The 17,576-nt window shown below is 58.7% G+C and carries 15 protein-coding genes; 1 reads left to right on the top strand and 14 read right to left on the bottom strand.

Features of this window, described 5'->3' with window-relative positions:
* Nucleotide 1: 1 nt before the first annotated feature.
* From nosZ to ACR0ES_RS15055, 14 genes are all read right to left on the bottom strand, one after another.
* The gene (gene nosZ, locus ACR0ES_RS15120; protein WP_480871212.1) at nt 2-1,909 is read right to left on the bottom strand and encodes a TAT-dependent nitrous-oxide reductase; all 1,908 of its coding nucleotides are present in this window, start codon (nt 1,907-1,909) and stop codon (nt 2-4) included.
* A 15-nt stretch (nt 1,910-1,924) separates the two neighbouring features.
* A complete protein-coding gene (locus ACR0ES_RS15115; protein ID WP_480871210.1) occupies nt 1,925-4,102 on the bottom strand; it encodes a 4Fe-4S binding protein in 2,178 nt (725 codons plus the stop codon).
* A 546-nt stretch (nt 4,103-4,648) separates the two neighbouring features.
* A complete protein-coding gene (locus tag ACR0ES_RS15110; RefSeq protein ID WP_480871208.1) occupies nt 4,649-4,912 on the bottom strand; it encodes a hypothetical protein in 264 nt (87 codons plus the stop codon).
* Nucleotides 4,869-6,392 carry a cytochrome D1 domain-containing protein gene (locus tag ACR0ES_RS15105; RefSeq protein ID WP_480774212.1) on the bottom strand — a complete coding sequence of 508 codons (1,524 nt, stop codon included), beginning with the start codon at nt 6,390-6,392 and terminating at the stop codon, nt 4,869-4,871. The genes ACR0ES_RS15110 and ACR0ES_RS15105 overlap by 44 nt, the downstream gene beginning before the upstream one ends.
* Before the next feature lie 76 nt (nt 6,393-6,468).
* The gene (gene nirJ / locus ACR0ES_RS15100) at nt 6,469-7,683 is read right to left on the bottom strand and encodes a heme d1 biosynthesis radical SAM protein NirJ (protein ID WP_480774213.1); all 1,215 of its coding nucleotides are present in this window, start codon (nt 7,681-7,683) and stop codon (nt 6,469-6,471) included.
* Nucleotides 7,684-7,687: 4 nt separating this feature from the next.
* Complete coding sequence (gene ahbB / locus ACR0ES_RS15095) at nt 7,688-8,170, bottom strand: siroheme decarboxylase subunit beta (protein ID WP_480774214.1); 483 nt, start codon at nt 8,168-8,170, stop codon at nt 7,688-7,690.
* Nucleotides 8,167-8,616 (bottom strand): Lrp/AsnC family transcriptional regulator, encoded by a 450-nt coding sequence (locus ACR0ES_RS15090; RefSeq protein ID WP_480774215.1) that lies wholly within the window; start codon nt 8,614-8,616, stop codon nt 8,167-8,169. The genes ahbB (ACR0ES_RS15095) and ACR0ES_RS15090 overlap by 4 nt, the downstream gene beginning before the upstream one ends.
* Complete coding sequence (gene ahbB, locus ACR0ES_RS15085; RefSeq protein WP_480871206.1) at nt 8,613-9,602, bottom strand: siroheme decarboxylase subunit beta; 990 nt, start codon at nt 9,600-9,602, stop codon at nt 8,613-8,615. Before ahbB (ACR0ES_RS15085) ends, ACR0ES_RS15090 begins: the two co-directional genes overlap by 4 nt.
* A gap of 3 nt (nt 9,603-9,605) precedes the next feature.
* On the bottom strand, nt 9,606-10,751 hold the full coding sequence (locus tag ACR0ES_RS15080) for a cytochrome D1 domain-containing protein (RefSeq protein ID WP_480871204.1): 1,146 nt from the start codon (nt 10,749-10,751) through the stop codon (nt 9,606-9,608).
* A complete protein-coding gene (locus tag ACR0ES_RS15075) occupies nt 10,748-11,077 on the bottom strand; it encodes a c-type cytochrome (RefSeq protein WP_480488726.1) in 330 nt (109 codons plus the stop codon). The genes ACR0ES_RS15080 and ACR0ES_RS15075 overlap by 4 nt, the downstream gene beginning before the upstream one ends.
* A gap of 46 nt (nt 11,078-11,123) precedes the next feature.
* Entirely contained in the window at nt 11,124-11,885 is a 762-nt protein-coding gene (cobA, locus tag ACR0ES_RS15070) for a uroporphyrinogen-III C-methyltransferase (RefSeq protein ID WP_480484311.1), read from the bottom strand.
* 201 nt (nt 11,886-12,086) lie between these two features.
* Nucleotides 12,087-12,488 (bottom strand): cupredoxin domain-containing protein, encoded by a 402-nt coding sequence (locus tag ACR0ES_RS15065; protein WP_480488725.1) that lies wholly within the window; start codon nt 12,486-12,488, stop codon nt 12,087-12,089.
* Nucleotides 12,489-12,542: 54 nt separating this feature from the next.
* Nucleotides 12,543-14,330, bottom strand: coding sequence for a NapC/NirT family cytochrome c (locus tag ACR0ES_RS15060; protein ID WP_480871202.1), 1,788 nt, complete (start codon nt 14,328-14,330; stop codon nt 12,543-12,545).
* Between the two features lie 124 nt (nt 14,331-14,454).
* Complete coding sequence (locus ACR0ES_RS15055) at nt 14,455-16,131, bottom strand: cytochrome D1 domain-containing protein (RefSeq protein WP_480871200.1); 1,677 nt, start codon at nt 16,129-16,131, stop codon at nt 14,455-14,457.
* Between the two features lie 243 nt (nt 16,132-16,374).
* Here ACR0ES_RS15055 and ACR0ES_RS15050 point away from each other — a divergent pair, with 243 nt between their 5' ends.
* Entirely contained in the window at nt 16,375-17,571 is a 1,197-nt protein-coding gene (locus tag ACR0ES_RS15050) for an NnrS family protein (protein WP_480871198.1), read from the top strand.
* The last annotated feature ends 5 nt before the right edge of the window (nt 17,572-17,576 follow it).

The following is a 17,576-nucleotide window of genomic DNA, read 5'->3' as shown; positions in this document are numbered from 1 at the left end:
TTTATGCGCTCCGCGGCTCAACAAACATCCGGCCGCGCATCTCCATGTGCAGCGCGTGACAGAACCACTGGCAATAGAACCAGTGCACGCCCGGACGGTCGGCAATGAACGTGACCGAGGCGGTGGCCTGCGGTGCAACTTCCATCGCGATACCGAAGTTCGACAGGCAGAAGCCGTGGGTCACATCATCCACGTCATCGAGGTTGGTGACATAGACGGTCACCTCGTCACCCTGCTTGACGGTGAACTTCTCCATGCTGAACACGGGCGCGGTCGAGGTCATGTAGACCCGCACCTTGTTGCCATCCCGGATCGGTTCCTCGGTACCTTCGTCCAGATCGACACCGTCAGCGGCAGCCTGCGCACGCGCCTCTTCCCACATCGGGTCGTTGCGGTCCCAGACATTGACCGGGTTCACCTTGGACCGGTGAACAATGATCGAGTCATGCGGCTCGGCAAAGGTCGGGCCGTCATGGACCACCTTCATCTTGTCGCCGGAAATATCGATCAGCTGCTCATTCTCGGGCTTCAGAGGACCCACGTTCAGGAAGCGGTCTTTCGAGAACTTGTTCATCGAAATCAGCCACTTGCCATCAGCTTCGGCAGTTTCACCCATCGAGGTCGAGTTGTGGCCCGGCTGGTAATGCACGTCGACCTTGTCGACGATCGGGTCAACATCGGCACCCGCATAGGCCTCGATCGCCTTGGCGATGTCCCACTTCACCACCTGGCTGTCCAGGAACAGGGTGGTATAGGCGTTGCCCTTGCCGTCGAATGCCGTGTGAAGCGGGCCAAGGCCCAGCTGCGGCTCGGCGACAACAGCGGAACGCGGATCGGCGTTTTCGCTGAACAGCGCATCGACCTTTTCCACATCGATCACGGATACAGTCGGCGACAGCTTGCCGTTGATCATGATGTGTTTCTTGTCGGGTGCCGCATTCACACCGTGTGGCGAGTTCGGGATCGGGATGTACCGGGTCAGGTTTCCACCCGCCTCTTTACGCCCGTCCACGACCTTGACGCCGTTCAGTTCCTGATAGTTCCCGGCCGCTACGGCTTCTTCGATACCTTTGAGGTTGAACACGACCACATGGTCCAGCTCGTTCTCGGTCATCTCGGCCAGGTTCATACCCATTTCCGAGTTATACGAGGTCGAGAAGGCGTATTTGCCCTGATAGTCGCAGTCGGTGTTGTCGAGGTTGCCCGACACCATCACCTGCCATGCAACTTCCATGCTGTCGCCGTCGATGGCGGTAAAGATGTTCACATATTGCGACGGATCATCAAGGATCTGGCCGTCATTGACCAGCGGGGCCTCGTGCTCACCATTGGCAAAGACATAGCCGGTGCGCGGGAATTTCTGCGGACGCAGGCCGTGGATGTCATGCGCGTTCGGGATCTCGATGATCTTGTCGCATTTCATCACGTCACAACGCACACGGGCCACGCGGGTGTTGGCCTTGTCGTTCATGAACAGATAACGGCCATCATAGGTGCCGTCGGTGAACGACATATGCGGGTGGTGCAGGTCGCCGTTGTCATAGGTGACCTTGCCGTTTGCAGCCAGGAATTCCTTGGTTTCAGGCAGCAGGCCTTCGGTCAGAACCTTCAGCGACTCGTTGGTCTGGCCCCAGCCCGTGGCCGAGCAGCGGTTGAACACCGGCACCCGCATCAGCTCGCGCATGGACGGCACGCCCAGAATGCGCAGCTCGCCAGTCTGGCCCGACGACCAGAAGCCGTAATATTCGTCCAGCTCGCCCGGTTCCAGATGCTGCTTGGCGGCAGCGCTGGCCTCTTTCGCGGTCATCAGGGTCGATCCCAGACCGGTCCCGGCGATGACGGCACCGGTGGCAGTGGCCCCCAGCATTCCGCGGCGCGTGATGTTCAGTTTGTTTTCTTGGTCCGACATGGTCGTTCCTCCTTTTTAGGAAACGGTTTTCGGTTTGGCGTTCGGATGGTTCGCCGGTGGTTGCCCGAGGGGGGTCTTAGGTGTGACCGACCCGGTCTTGGCCCGCCGTTTCAGTCGGCGGATAACGACGGGACATTTGTCCTCGGACTGATAGAGCACCTGACAATGCAGGCAGGTGACGCACTCGTTCGGATTGATCTCACCGGTGGGGTGGATCGCCTGAACGGGGCATTCATTGGCGCAGGTCTGACAGGGCGTGCCACAATCGTTGTAGCGGCGCAGCCAGTCGAACATGCGGATACGGGCAGGGATCGCCAGCGCTCCGCCCAGCGGGCAAAGATAGCGGCAATAGAACCGTTCAACGAACAGCCCGATCCCCAGCAGGACCAGCGCAAAGACCACAAACGGCCAGTCGCGCATGAATTTCAGAATGATCGCGGTCTTGAACGGCTCGATCTCGGCATATTGCTCGGCCAGAGGGATCGATACGAAACTCAGCCCAAAAAGACCCAGAAAGATCATGTATTTCGCAGGCCAGAGACGCTCGTTCAGACCCCAGGGCAAAGTCCATTGCGGCACTTTCAGCGCCCGCGCGATCTTGTTGGTCAGCTCCTGAAGCGCGCCAAACGGGCACAGCCATCCGCAATAGGCCCCACGGCCCCAGAACAACAGGGCTGCGGCCACGGCAAACCACTGGATAAAGACCAGCGGGTCCAGCAGGAACGCATCCCACGAGAACCCGGTTCGCAGACTGCCCGCCAGCGCCATCAGGTTCACCACGCTCAGCTGTGCATTGGCATACCAGCCGATGAAGAACAGGGTTATCGTCAGGTACCCGATGCGGAACCAGTAGAAGACGCGCGCATTCATCGTGGCGTGGAACTGGAAGAAGAACGTCGCCGTCAGCACCAGCAGCATGACACCAAGCCCGGCGATCTCGACAGTGCGATCCTTCCAGATGCGCTGCCACAGGGCGGCCTTGGCGGCCGCTTCGCCTGTTGCATCATCCACGACCGAAGGCGCGGTGACGGGCAACAGGTACTGTTCCGGCAGTTTGTATCCCAGATCGAAGGTCAGAAAGGTCTTTTCAACCGCCCCGACGGCACGCTGCACCAGCAATTGCAGGCGGAACGGCTCGGCCGGGTCAAACTCGGCATCAGCGGGAATCTTGAAGATATCCAATTCGGTAAAGCTGGGGGCATCTGGCGCGGCAACCTCACCCAGACGGCGCTGCTGCTTGTCAAAGAACCGCACCGAGCTGTCGCCCTGGATCAGTTGAATCCGGTCAAAGATCCCACCCCGGACATAGCCCGAGCCCTTGAAGCTATAGGCCCCGCGCCCCAGAACCAGAATGGCCTGTTCACCTTCGTCCAGCCAGTTGGTCAGGTTCTGGTATTCAGCCTCACCCAGCAGCGACTTGCCGATAGACGGGACCGAAACAAGCGCCATGTGCATGTCGATGAAGGTGTCATCCGGCTCGCCCGGTTCGGGTCGCTTGATCGCGCGCTGATCCCCGGTGGCTTCAAAGGCAGCATTGACCTGCCCGACATCCAGCGTCATCCGCCGGACCGAGCCGTCTCCAGACAATGTGGTCCAGTCGTAAACCGCATCCTGCGCCAAATCGACTTCGCGCTGGGGACCTCCAGCTTGTACCGGAGACAATCCGCCCAGTCCCAGCGCGCGGGCCACTTTGATCCCTCCGCGCACAAGGCTGTCATCGATCACCATGATCGTCACGGTCGCACCCGAGATAATGTCTAGGTCATGCCCCTCACCCCCGGTCTCGGCCTCTCGTTTCAGGTCAAGGCCCGCATAGCCTTCGGTCAGTTCAACCATCCGGGAATTGGGAATGCCGATCAGCACGATGGGTTCGGAATGCTTGACCAGCTGAACACCGGTCAGAACAGCGTCTGCGTCGATGGCAGCAACCACGTGAATGGGTTTGCCCGAATAGCCGGTCGTTCCGACAAAGTCCGAAGTGAGAAAAGCCCACGCGATGGTCTCGCCACCCCGAAGGACCGGGGCAACCTTCACGTCGCTGCGTACCGGGCCAAACGCGTCGGCACCCGGGGCCAGGTCAGCCGGATCGATGTCAGGAAGAAAGCTGGCAAGACTGTCGGCGCGTGCACTGATTGCGACACCGCAGAACAGAATGAGGGCCAGAAGGAAATGGATTGCGCGACTTATGACCACGGCGCACCTCCGATCAATTGGGTGGACGCCATGGACGCGCGCGGGGCGCGTTCAGATTCTTCTAGGGTCGTGAACGGGGGCCCCCGGGTTTCGGGCCACAGGTGTTTGGGGCTGTACAAAATGCACTGCCCCCCATGTTCAAAACGTACATTTTGAACATTTCCGACGCTTGCGGGCTGCAAAGCGCCCGGCATCGGTGCTGACACCGTCACCGCACAAAGCGCACAGTCCGCGCATTTCGGGCAGGGCGCGGTTGGATCGTTGTCGCCTTCTTTTTCAAGGTCAACTTGAACCCAGACCGCGCCCGCCTCCGAGCAGATCTCCACCCACATGCTCTCACCGGGACTCGCCAGAACCGGGCCAAGCATTTGCAACAACAGAAGGAAAATACCTGCCAGTCCACACGCCGCGCGTAATGCGCGAACAGGGAGGGTGTGGAAAGAGTTAAAGGCAGGCATGGAGAATCCAACTCGGTATTCTTTCCCGAGTCGTAGGCGGTTTTCCCTGTCCGATACTTGACTTTCGTCAGGCCTTTGGAATTTCCCTTCAGCCGTCCGCTTCGTCCATCAACCCACGCACCCATCGCCCCGCCAACCAGGACGCGGGTATGCCTAAAGGTATTGACCAAAGGATTGCCGGAACCGGTCCAATCACACCGAAACCGGCGCTATGCAGGATCAGCCCGGCCAGAAACAGGTTGATGGCCACGGTCAACATGGTGGCTGGAAAAAGCAGAATGGCCAGTTTCCAGACCGGCCATTTGCCCTCAGTGGCTGGTGCCTTCCGAGAAGGTGATTTTGTTCCAGACATTGTACTTCCCAGATGGTTTACGCATCGGCAGGCGGCGCACTTCTTCCAGCGTCTGCGCGTCATAAACGATCACCGCGCCGTCATCTTCCCAGATCGACACAAGCGCGTGGCGGCCATCCTTTGTGAACTCTACATGTGCCACGGTCTTGCCCGGGGCAGGGCGCAAAGTCTTTACGATTTCAAGGCTTTGCTTGTCGATCACATGCATGGCATCCTTGTTGGGACCAAAGAAGACATCGGCCCAGACGAAAGGCGAATTCTCGTGGCTCCGCATGAAGAATCCCGGCCCTTCGGTCTTGATCCGCTTGACGGTTTCCCAAGTCCCCATGTCGATCACCGACACCGTGCCGTCAGTCAGATGCGGCGTGGCCATAACGGTCGTATCGCCATGTTTCCACGTAATCCCCGAGCCTAGATGCGGCATCCCCGGCAAGTCCAGATCGGCCACCTTGTGCCCAATAACAAGGTCGATCACCTGTCCGCCCTTGCCATCGCGCGCGGCACCCATGACGTATTCATAGCTCTGATCGAAAAAGAAATCGTCCAGATAGTCGGGCGTTGTGATCTTGCGCACCGGGAAAGGATCGGGGTTCTTGAACTGCCCTTCGATGCGAAAGTCGTGACCCAGCCCGGATTGCGGCGGGTTGGCTCCGTAGAAGACCTCCCAGATCTCGGGAACATCCTTGAGCGCCAGAACAAAGCTCTCACGCGGGGGGGCCTGATACACCGCGGATACGCGGCTGGATTTTCCCGCTTTTCCTTTGATCGCAATGACTTTTGCCACCGACAAGTCTTCGGTCGACAGCAAGGTCAGACTGTTGGGCAAATAATTCGCAACAGCCAGCCACTTGCCGTCGCCGGACATTGCGATGTTACGGCTGTTAAGCCCCGCCCGTACGCGCCCCACCTGTTGCAGGGCCCAGATGTCGTATTTCTGAACCCAGCCATCCCGGGACATGATGAAAACGAAACGCCCATCCGGGCTGAACTTCGGCCCGCCGTGAACCGCAAAAGGTGTCTCGAACCTGTCCAGAACCTCAAACGTGTCACCATCCAGCACACTGACGTGATGGTCCCCGGTTTCGACCACCAGAGTGATGTTCATCGGGTCACTTGACCACACTGGCGCCTCAACGGGGATGTAACCGTCATCCAGCGTGCGGCTGTCCATGATATGGGCCTCGCCCCATTCGGGGTCGGTTTCCAGCGGTGATTTTAGCCAGCCAGCCAGCTCTTCAATCTGCAAAGCGTCAAGTTCGTGCGAGAAAGCAGGCATCTGCGTCGCCGCGCGCCCTTCGGCTATCACCGCTGCGATGCGGGGCCCGCGCATGCGCTGGAGCGTCTCTGGGATCAAGGCCGGGCCGACGCCGCCCAGACGGTTTTCACCGTGGCAGGACGCACAATGTTCAGCATAATCCGTTGGTGCGTCTGCCCAGGCTGCACCTGCGGTCAGCACGGAACACATCACCACGAGCTTCATCTTTTCAAAAATACTCCCGCCGGAGGCTCCCTTGGGTGTCTCTGGCACCCATGTCGAAGGCTCAGAGCAGACGGGATTAAAAGAATTGATGCGCCGGATCATGGCTTTTCCCCCGGAACGGCGTAACCCGCAGACGCTCGCCTGCGTCGTCAACACCGATTTCTTCGTTTGTCAGGTAACAGGCCGGATCTTCGGCCCAGGGATCACCGGTCAGTTGCAGGGCCCGGATGCGGGTGTTGCCACCGCAGACGTCCTTTAGCTCGCAGGCCCTACATCGACCCCTAAGCGGGCGCGGACGCGTGCGCAGCATGGCCAGCATCGGATCGTCGCTGGTCCAAAGCTCGGAAAACGGATTAGTCTTAACGTTGCCTACTGTATAATCGGACCAGTAGGTGTCAGGATGGACCCGGCCCAGATTGTCGATATTGGCCACACCCAAACCGCTGGAATTTCCTCCCCAAGCGGCCAGATGCTCGCGGACATGCGCAGCCTTGTCAGCGTCGAAATGCGCACGAATCCAGTTCAGAAAATACCCCGCGTCTGCATCATTGTTGCCGGTCACGATATCCAGCGGGCGACCGCCCGAGGCAGCCTCCCACGCGCGCTCCAACAGCAGATCCATTCCCTTGCGGGTGCGCTGATGCTCAGCATCCTCGCCGCGGTTCTTGTCGCCGCGCCCGGCATAAACCAGGTGCGACAGGTAAAACTTGTCGACGCCCTCGTCATCGCATAGCTGAAGCAGGTCCGGCAGGTGATGCTGCGTGCCTTCGGTCAGGCAGAACCGCAAGCCAACCTTGATGCCGCGCCTCTTGCATTCGCGCACACCGCGCAGGGCGTCGGCAAAAGCCCCTTCAACGCCGCGGAACCAGTCATTCGTGGCCCCGATCCCATCCAACGAGATACCAACGTAGTTGAATCCGACATCGGCAATCATGTCGGCGGTCTCATCATGAATGCGTGTCCCGTTGGTCGACAGCGCCAGCATCGGCACAAGGTCGCGGGCACGTTTGGCAATGTCGAAGAAATCAAATCGGTCCAGCGGTTCCCCGCCCGAGAGGATCAGGGCCGGGACGCGAAACTGGCCCAGATCCTCAAGGGTTACCATGGCTTGCTCGTGGCTGAGTTCGCCCGGGAACGCAACATCCGCCGAGACGGTGTAGCAATGACGGCACTTCAGATTGCAGCGCCGCGTTAGGTTCCAGATTACAACCGGTTTCACAGGACCGGGGCGGCGTTTTCGCACCGGGGTCGGTTTGACCAGCTGGTGCATGTATTCGGTCAGGCGGAACATCGTCTCAGCCTTTCTTTTTCAGGCGCAGCCCGGTCTTTTTCAGAATGCGCGTGGAATAGAGGATATCCTTGGCCCGGCAGGCGTCACCCAGGATCGTAGTGATCTGGGCGCGTTTTTCCTCGACTTCATCCCGATCCGATCCGTGAACCATGGCAAACAGATTGTAGGGCCAGTCGGGCAGGGCGCGCGGGCGTTCATAGCAATGGGTGACAAAGGGTAGAGCACCGATCTGAGCGCCCAATTCGGCGATGCGGTCATCTTCGACATCCCAGACAGTCATGCCGTTCGAGGTCATGCCCAGCTTGTAGTGGTTGGGGGCGGCCGCGATGCGGCGGATTACGCCACGCGCTTTGAGGGCTGACAGCCTCTCAAGCAGATCGGCTTCCTGCATCCCCAGATCATCAGCAACCTGAGCATATGGGGCAGAAACCAGAGGCAATCCGCCCTGTAGTGCTTGGATAATCTGTCTGTCTGTTGCGTCGATCATGCCGCCACCCGAAAGCCGATATAAAATTCCTGAAGTTTGGGGAAACAAAGAACCTCGATCCCCGTTTCCCGTTCGATTGCATCGGCCGCGGCCTCGATCCCTTCGGGCGTTTCCGTGGCCAGTACGAACCACATGTTCAGCCGGTGCGTGCGTTCATAATTATGGGCGACCTCGGGGTGTGTATTGACTTTGGTCAGGACGGCTTCAAATTCCCCGACCGGAACGGCCATCGCACAGAGGCAAAAAGCACCGCCCATCGCCGCGGCATCGAAAAACGGCCCAAAACGTGTGATGACGCGGGTCTCTTTCATGCGCGTCAGGCTCGCCAGCAATTCGGCCTCGGACAGGCCAAGTTCTTTGGCGACTGTTGCGTAAGGATGTGAAACCAGTGGCAGATCGTCTTGCATCCGGTTCAGGATCGCACGGTCAGTTTGGTCCAGCGTCATGCGGCGACCTCTTTGGTTTGAATCAGCGCGCCGGTCTGCTTGAAGCAGCGGGTTGAGAACAGAACCTTGTTCCGTGCGCCCGATAGTTCTGGCAGGGCCGTCGCACGGGCCAGTACGTCCAAAGCTTCGCTGCGGGATCGCGCGTGGATCATGGAATACAGGCGATATGGCCACACACCGGGCACCGGGTTGCGCTCGTAACACAAGGTCACACCGGGGAAAGCCGCCAAAGCGGGGCCGGCTGTATCGACCTGCTCCGCTGGCAGGTCCCAGACAACCATCGCATTGGCCGACCAGCCAAGCGCCCGGTGACGTACGATGACGCCCAGCCGCGAGATGATACCGGCCGAATGCAACGCGATGACTCGCGCCATCACATCATCAACGTCCCGGTTCAGTGAATGTGCCAAATCTGCATAGGGTTCAGCGACCAGAGACAGTCCCGAACTCAGCGTCTGCAGTAGATACCGATCACCCTCGCGCATCGCAGTTGCATCCACCTGGCGTGCTGTAGGCACGGTTTTGACCCCGCCGATCATGCGGAACCCAAGATCAACGTTGAAAGGGCGCACCAGCCGCAAATCCAGCACCCGCAGCCCGGTGACCCGGCTGATCCGCGCTAGGGTAGCATTCACATGCGCCCGATCCGGGCCGGTTGCAACAAACCAGAGGTTCCAGGCGTCCTCGCGCTGATAATTGTGGTTTACACCCGGTTCGGCGTCGATCAGGGCGGCGACCTCTTCCAGCCGCTCCTCCGGGACGGACACAGCCGCCAGCGTACTGGCCGTCACCGCGCCGGGCGTGATGGTTGCGCCAACCCGCGTGATGCGACCCGTAGTGCGCATTCTTGAAAGGCGGTGGATGACTTCGCTTTCGTCAAGTCCAAGTGCGTTTCCAAGAACCTGAAACGGGCGTTCGGTTACCGGGAAATCGCGCTGAAATTCATCCAGCAAGCGGCGGTCGATCGGGTCTGTAATGTGTTGCATGACTTACAGACCCGTTTTGTGCGCACGCGCGGTAAAGAAGATACCCGACGGGCTTTCGGCCTCGATCTCACGTAGTTTTTCGAAGCTACGCGTGTCATAAACCATGACCTTGTTCGCATCGCGCACACTGATCCAGACCTCGTGCCCGCGCGGAGTGAATTCCATGTGCAAAACGGCAGGGCCGGGCTTGAATTCGTGGATGATCTGTTTGCTGACGGTATCGATGACCTGAATGGTATCGTTCAGCGGGTGGGCAAAGTTAACCCAGACCTGCCGCCCGTCCGGGCGGGCCATGGCAAAAACCGGCTGTCCGTAGGTTTGCGTGCGTCCGGTCTCGGTCAGGGTGGTGGCGTCGATCCACAAAACCTCGTGGTGGCCAACGGCGGGCAAGACAAATTCGGACCCTGTCAGCGCCCAACCTTCCAGATGGGGCATCTTGTAGACCGGCATTTCCTCCTGACCACGGCCATAGCCGGGTAGAACGCGGATCGGTTCCGGGTTGTCGGACCACAGATCAAGCGCGGTCAGACCATCCTCGCCAAACAGGCCGGTGATATAGGTGCGGCCATTGGCAGTGATCAGCGCGTCATAAGGGTTCTTGCCGATATCGGGGATCTTGGTGATCTCGGGCGCGCCTTGTGCGAAATCCGCGATCCATGTCTCGCCGGTGTCCCACATTGTGAAAACGAAACGGCGGCCCGGCGCGTCGACCAGACCAATCGTTTTGCTGCCGGTGGGAATGTCAGCCACCATCTCCAGCGTTTGCGCATCAAACACGCGCACACCGCCGGGTTCGTAATTCGATACAGCTACAAAGGCGCCATCGTCCGAGATTGCGCCACCAATGGCGTTTCCGGACTGCACAACACGGTTCACGATCTGGCGGGTGACAATGTCAACCTTGGTCAGGCCTCCGTCACGGCCAAAGACATAGGCAAAACGTTCATCCGGTGAATAGACCAACGAGGCGTGGGACAGATCGCCCAATCCTTCTATCCGGGCCAGAGCTGCACGGTCGGACTGGTCCACCAACAGGACCGATCCGCTGGCACGTTCGATCACCAGCCCAAGGTCTCCTGTCGCCATCGGCTCGGCCTGGGCCGTGGTCATCATCAATGTCGCCGCAAGGCTGAGGATAAGGTGTTTCATTGTGCCTCCTGTTCCAGCAGGTATCGGGCAATCCATTCGGCCTCTTCTTCGCTGATCAGGGGCCGCCACGGGGGCATCGCCGTATCGGGGATGCCGTCAAGGATGACGCCGGTCAAAACCTCGGCGTCATAATGCTCCAGTGTTTTCGAGCGCAGATCAGGCCCCAGGCCGCCTTTCAGCGATAACCCGTGGCACGAGCCGCAATCCTGATGCACAAGTCTTTTCAGTGCGTTGGGATCAATGACATCGGCAGCAAAGGCGGACGTTGCGGCCAGAACCGCAGTTGTCAGAAAGGTTCGGGCGACCCACCCCTTGTGGCCGGGCACATTTCTGTTCGGCGCGGGACACGGCACACGATTTCTGCACCCTAGCTTAGCCATGAGCCCGTTCCAGAATGTTCGCCACGGGCTGTTCGGCGTAGAGTGAGACAACTTTGCCGATGATGAAAAGCGTTGGTGCCTTCAACCCGGAGGTGCGCACGTCGTTGGCCAATTGGTCCAGCCGTGACACCAGCCGGCGTTCATCAGGTGTCGTCGCATTTCCGATGGCCAGAACCGGCGTCGATCCTGGCAGGTTTTCGGTCATCAGCCCCATGGCGATCTGGCCGATATTGGCCACACCCATATAGACCACCAGTGTCGTGTCCGGGTCGGCCAGGCGTTTCCAGTCCAGGTCCAGCACTTTGTCTGCCTGCCGGTGTCCGGTAACATATTGAACCGAGGTGGCCAGACCGCGATGGGTCAGTGGCACGCCGGTCGAGCAGGACGCGCCCTGCGCCGCCGTGATCCCCGGTGCGTATTCGACTGCCACGCCATGGGCCATCAGATAAGCGGCTTCTTCCGAGCCGCGGCCAAAGATCATCGGATCGCCACCTTTCAGACGGGCGACCGTGTGACCTGCGCTGGCCTCTTCCAGAAGGATTTCGTTGATCCGGTCCTGTGGGACGGTGTGGCATTTGGGCGCTTTCCCAACAGGGATCAGCCGCGCGCCTTCGGCGTGCAGATTCAGGATATCAGCAGACACCAGCCTGTCATAGACCACCACATCTGCTTCCTGCAGCATTCGCAGGGCACGCAGCGTCATCAGTTCGGGGTCGCCGGGGCCTGCACCAATCAGAAAAACCTTACCGCTCATGTTCAAACTCGCTGGGTCTGAATGTCTTCGAAACCCGGGGTTTCCTGCGCGAATCCAATGCTTTTGCGGGACGTTGCTGGGTAGGCCGGGCGTGTCATGAGGGCAGATTGGCGCAATCGAAAACCAACCTCCTTGACATAAGTTAAGGAGCGCGGGATTTGCGCCCGCGCCCCTCTGTTCAGCCTATGAAAACACCCGGGATCAGGGCTCGACAGTGATCACCCCGATCATGTTCTGTGTCTCCCAATGGGGCCCGCAGAGATAATCCTGAGGGCCGGGTGTCAGGAAGGTCATTTCAACCGTTTCTTCCGGGAACAACCGGTCGCTTTCGGGTTCGCTGCCATCTTTCAGCAACACACTGTGGCTGGTGCGCTTGTCGACATTCACCCATCGGACAGTTGTACCTGCCTTTACGGTCAGTTCGAACGGGCAGAAATTGTAGTTGTACATCAAAACCACTTTGGCGTCCTCGACCGAGGCCGAGGGGTGGCCGAACAGCTCGACATAACGTTCTTCGGCTTCGGCGCAGATCTCGGCGGTTTCATCTGACCAGGCTGGCGCGGCAAGAAGCAGCAGCGCGGGAAGAAGGCGGTGGGGTTTCATGGTCCATGTCTCCTTTCCAAAGTAATTGGGGCCGGGAGAACCGGCCCCAAACTGTTATTGCTTGACCACGTTGATAAACGCGCTGTCGTCGTCGAGCGCTAGGCTGGTATCCAGCGTTACGTGGTGGAACCGTGCGGCGGCAAAGTCATCATGGATGGCAAAACCGACCGTATAGGTTTGACCGGCCTCCAGCGGAACATCGCCGGGTGCGCCTGAGTTCAGCGGACGTGTGAAAACAACCGTCCACATGCCACCAGACAGGTTTGCCGAGGCTGCAATCTCACCATCATTGACCACCCGCTGTTCCAGCAGATAACCATTTGTGGCACTGCCGTCCGCGTAGACACGCATCAGGTCAAGATAGGTACCGTCAGCCAGATACTGCTCGATTTGTTCGGCGGCCTGCAACTTGTCCCAACCGCCCAAAGCCTTGCCGCCTCGACCTTTGATCTCGATCTCGGTGCGGCTTTCGCTGAGGTACTTGGTCACGGTGTCCTGAGCGGTCAGGCGACCGGAAACATCCCCGATTGCGGCAATTGCATCGGCCTCAGGCGCAAAGGGCATATAGGTGTTGTCGGCGTGGCACGACGCCCAGCACCCGACCTGATCGCCCAGTTCGATACCGGTTCCAGTGATCATCATAGCGACCTTGATCTGGTTTTCAGGATCCATTTTGCCGCCATCGACAAACGGAGCAGGGTTGTGCCCCACATCCGGCCATTGCAGACGGATGTACAGGTTTTCGTCATCATGTGCCGCCTGAACGGTTGCGTCGATCACACCGCGTTTGCCGGGGATCGGAGTGGGTTCCAACTCGCCACCGGCAACGATCTTGTTACCAATCGCATCCAGTTCCTTGGCATGACAGGTCGAACATTGATCGCCACCTTTGGTCAGCGGACGGGCCCCGCCATGGGTTTTTCCATTCTGCACCCATTCAAACGACGCCTGGCCTGGATAGAACAGTTTCAAGTCCGCACTGGCCACCGCATTCCAGTCGATGTTGGCACCGACATCGCCGCTTTCACTGCTGGCAGGTGTTGCCGAACCATCGGTTGCAGCCGCTGCCCGCTCTTCCGCGACAGCGGCGTCAACTGCTGCCGCAATCTGGGCCTGAACGGCCTCCTGCTGGGCTTTCTTTGCAGCTTTCTCAGCCTCGGCCTCGGCAGCTTCCTTGGCTTCGATCCGTTCAAGGCTGGCAAGGTATTCTGGCGGAATTGGCCGGATGAAGGCCGGGTTTGGTGCTTCAAGCTCTTCCAGATACTCGTCGGTTGCGCGGTCTCGGATGTTCGAGTGGGCTATGCCCTTGTGGCAGTCGATACAAGTCTGACCGGTTTCCATTGCGTTCAGGTGCTGCTGACGCGCACGGGGCCGCTGGAACTCGGGCATCATCGATTCAAAGTCATGGCAGTTTCGACACTCGCGCGAGTCCGTTGCTTTCATCCGCTCCCACTCATTCATGGCAAGATGAATGCGCTTGGTTTCGAATTTCTCGCGGGTGTTGATGGTACCGACCACCTTTCCATAAAGCTCTTTCGAGGCCTTTATTTTGCGGATGATCTTGTGGGTCCAGTCCTTGGGTACGTGACAGTCCGAGCAGACCGCACCAACGCCCGAACGGTTCACGTCGTGGATCGTGCCCTGGTATTCCGCATAAACAAAATCCCGCATCTCGTGGCACGAGACACAGAATTCCTTGGTATTTGTGGCTTCCATGGCGGTGTTGAACCCACCCCAGAAGATGATGCCGGCGGCAAAGGCCGCAGCAATGCCGGCCACGGGCATTCCCCACAGGAAATACCGGCGCCAGATCGGTTTTTTCTTATCCGGTTCGGAAGTCATATCCGGGCTCCGTTTTGGCTGTCTTATCTGGCCTTTGGTGGCAGGCCGGTGAGTTTGGCGGATCTGTCAAACGAGGAAAGGGCGGGCGAGGGGCCCGCCCTTTCCGGTTTAAGTTGCGAACCCGTCAGGTGACGTGGTTCGACCGGTTGTGGACATTGAACTTGCCGGTCGGGGCGTAAAGCCCGTCAATCCGACCGATCTCTTCCAATGTCTTGGCGTCGAAGATCACGATCTGGCCATTGGGTTCTTTCGAATCCGACAGGTTCCACTTGGAAACCCAAACCTCGGTACCATCGGCGTTGAATTCGAAGTGAACAGCGGCGCTGCCTTCGTCTTCGGTGATCTGAATGGTTTTCACGATCTCACCGGTCTCTTTCGAGATGACCTGAACCGATTGCTGAATTTCCGGCTCGGGGTGTTTGGTCTGGTCAGCCCAGATGTAGTCCGAGTTAGGATGGGTACGGACAAACAGGCCGGGACCGTCGGTTTCCACCTCGTAACAGGTTTTCCACGCCTGTTCCGGGTGACCTTCTGGGTCGTTGCCCCAGACTGTCACGGTACCGACACCCAGGTGGGTTGTGCCCGCCACAGGTCCGCAGTTCGGGTCAATCCAGTTCGCGCCCGGGCCGGGGTGCGGCAGGGCAGCGGTGTCGATCATCGCCTCAAGCTTGTGCGTTTCAGTATCGACAACGACCATCTTGTTCGATGCGTTTGCCGCGATCTGGAAGTACCGGCCTGTCGGGTCGAAGAACCCGTCATGCAGGAACTTGGCCGAGTTGATCTTGTCAATCCGCAAGTTGTCGAGGTCGGTGTAGTCAACCTGCCAGAGCTGACCCAGCTCTTTCACGGCAACGATCCAGGTGGGTTCGTTCGGCGTGGTGTAGATAGCGGCCACACGGGCTTCTTCCACATACTCACCATCTACGTTTGTGCCACGGGTCGAAACGACTTTGACCGGCTCCATGGTCTGCGCATCAACGATCGCAAAGTGAGGCGGCCAGTACCCACCACCGATGACGTATTTACCGTCACCCGACACGGCAACATCTCGCGCGTCATAGGCAATCTTGACTTCTGAAACCAGCATCTTGTCCGGCGTTTGCCAGAGGTCGATCTTGGTCATCTTGCCGTCACGGCCCATTGTGTACCAGAAACGTCCAGGTGTTTCGGGTTCGGTGATGTTGTGATGTTCCGAAGCCTTCAGGACGTGCACGGCATAGCCGGTCGGAATATGCGTCAGCACTTCTTTCGTGTCACCGTCGATGACGGCAACCTTGCCCACATCGCGTTCGATGACGACAAAGAAGTTTTCCCAGTTGCGGCCGTGAAGCGGCTCGGTCGGGTAGTCTGCTTCTTCGACGTAAACCTTGCGGGTTGCCTTCATCTGTTCCAGCGACATTTCAGGCGGCTTTGGGGCCTCCATCATGATGTAGGTCGCCATATCCTTGATTTCCTGCTCGGACATGATGTCCGAGAAGTTGTTCATCCCGCCTTCAGTTCCCCAGGCGATGATTTTCTCAAGGCGTTCCTGACCCAGTTTCAGGGTGCCGCCTTCGGTTACGGTGCCGTCGGCTGCGGTCTTCTTCCAATGCGGCTCCAGGTTTTTGCCGGTAGCGCCTTTGCGCAAAACCCCGTGGCAGCCTGCACATTGTTCAAAGTACAGTTGTTTCGAAGCTTCAAAGGCTTCGTCGCTAAGTGTTGGCTCGTCGGCAAAAGCTGGAGCAGCGACGCTGCCCAACAACATTGCCAATCCGACCCCAAAAGCGCGGCCGGTCTTGTTGTAGCTGATTCCAAGTGACATGATCACTCTCCATTTGCGTGGTGAGGCAATGCGGAGACTGATCCATCACGGGATTGTCATCCTTGACCAAAGTCAACGGGCGCGGCGCTAACTTCGTTCTTTGGGCAAAAACCAGACGCAGATTTCAGCAATAAAACCTGTTTTTTTCGCACATGTTTTTGTCGTCTTGATTTCGGTTAAGTGCCCGAATCCCGTCGGACAGTACTGCTTGTTGAAGGACGAGATGGGCCATGGAGAGCAGGCATGTCATCTGCAATATCGCGCATTTTCAGCGAAGGCTTTCGGGTATTTTTCCTTTCTGCCGGTCTTTATGGTGTGTTTGCTGGTGTCGCCTGGGGTGTTTGGCTGGCCTCACTGGATGGGCTCTTACCCTATGCCGAGCAAAGTTATGGAATGCCCCCGGTCATGTGGCATGCCCATGAGATGATTTTTGGCTATGCGACGGCAGCACTGGGTGGGTTTTTTCTGACCGCAGTTCCAAACTGGACCGGTACGCCGGAAGTGCGGGCGCGCTTTGTCACGATCGTAGCGCTGATCTGGATGGCGGGGCGGTTGGCGGTGTGGTTTTCAGGATCGCTCTCTCCGATTACCGTCGCGATTGTTGACCTGAGCTTTGTTCCGATTCTTGTCCTGAAAATTGCTAGCCAGCTGGTACGAAGGCCCAAGCCACAGAACATGATATTTCTGTATCTTCTGAGTTTGGTGTGGGTGGCCAACCTGATGGTTCATCTGGAATGGATTGATATCACCACAGACACGTTGAATACCGGGGTCCGCGCAGGGCTGCTGACCTTGTGTTCAATGATAGCGATACTGGGGGGACGTATTACTCCGGCCTTTACGCGCAATGCAATGAAACGCGACGGTGTTCCCGAAGCCCTGTGGCCGGTTTCAAACGCGGCGCTGGAAAAGGCCGTGATGGCGCTTGCCCTTGTGCTGCCGTTGTTGGTTCTGACCTTGGGCAGTGTTTTCTTGGCGGGTATCTGCGCGTTGTTGCTGGGCGGCGCCCAGCTGATGCGCATGGCACGGTGGAGAGCGGGTTGGGCGTTGCGGCAGCCGATCCTGATTGCTTTGCACCTGGGCCTGATGATGCTGGCCCTTGGGTTGTTGCTGTGGGGGTCTGCCGTCACCGGATATGGCAATGAGATCGGCGCGCTGCACATTTTGGGGATCGGGTGCGTTGGTGGCATGACCCTTGCCGTCATGAGCCGCGCCGCCCTTGGCCACAGTGGCCGGCCCCTTGTTGCTCCGTCGCCCATGGCGGTCGGATACGGGCTTATGGCGGCGGCGGCTTTGGTCCGCTGGCTGGGGTCCGGGCTAGCAGGTGGATATATGACCGCCATGCTGACGGCTGACGGGTTATGGATTGCCGCAATCGGGTTGTATCTGTTTTCCATGTGGCCAGCGCTGACGGGTCCGCGCGCAGCAAAGCACGGCTGACACGG

Source organism: Ruegeria sp. N7, assembly GCF_056531345.1.
This window is presented reverse-complemented; position numbering and strand designations above follow the sequence as displayed.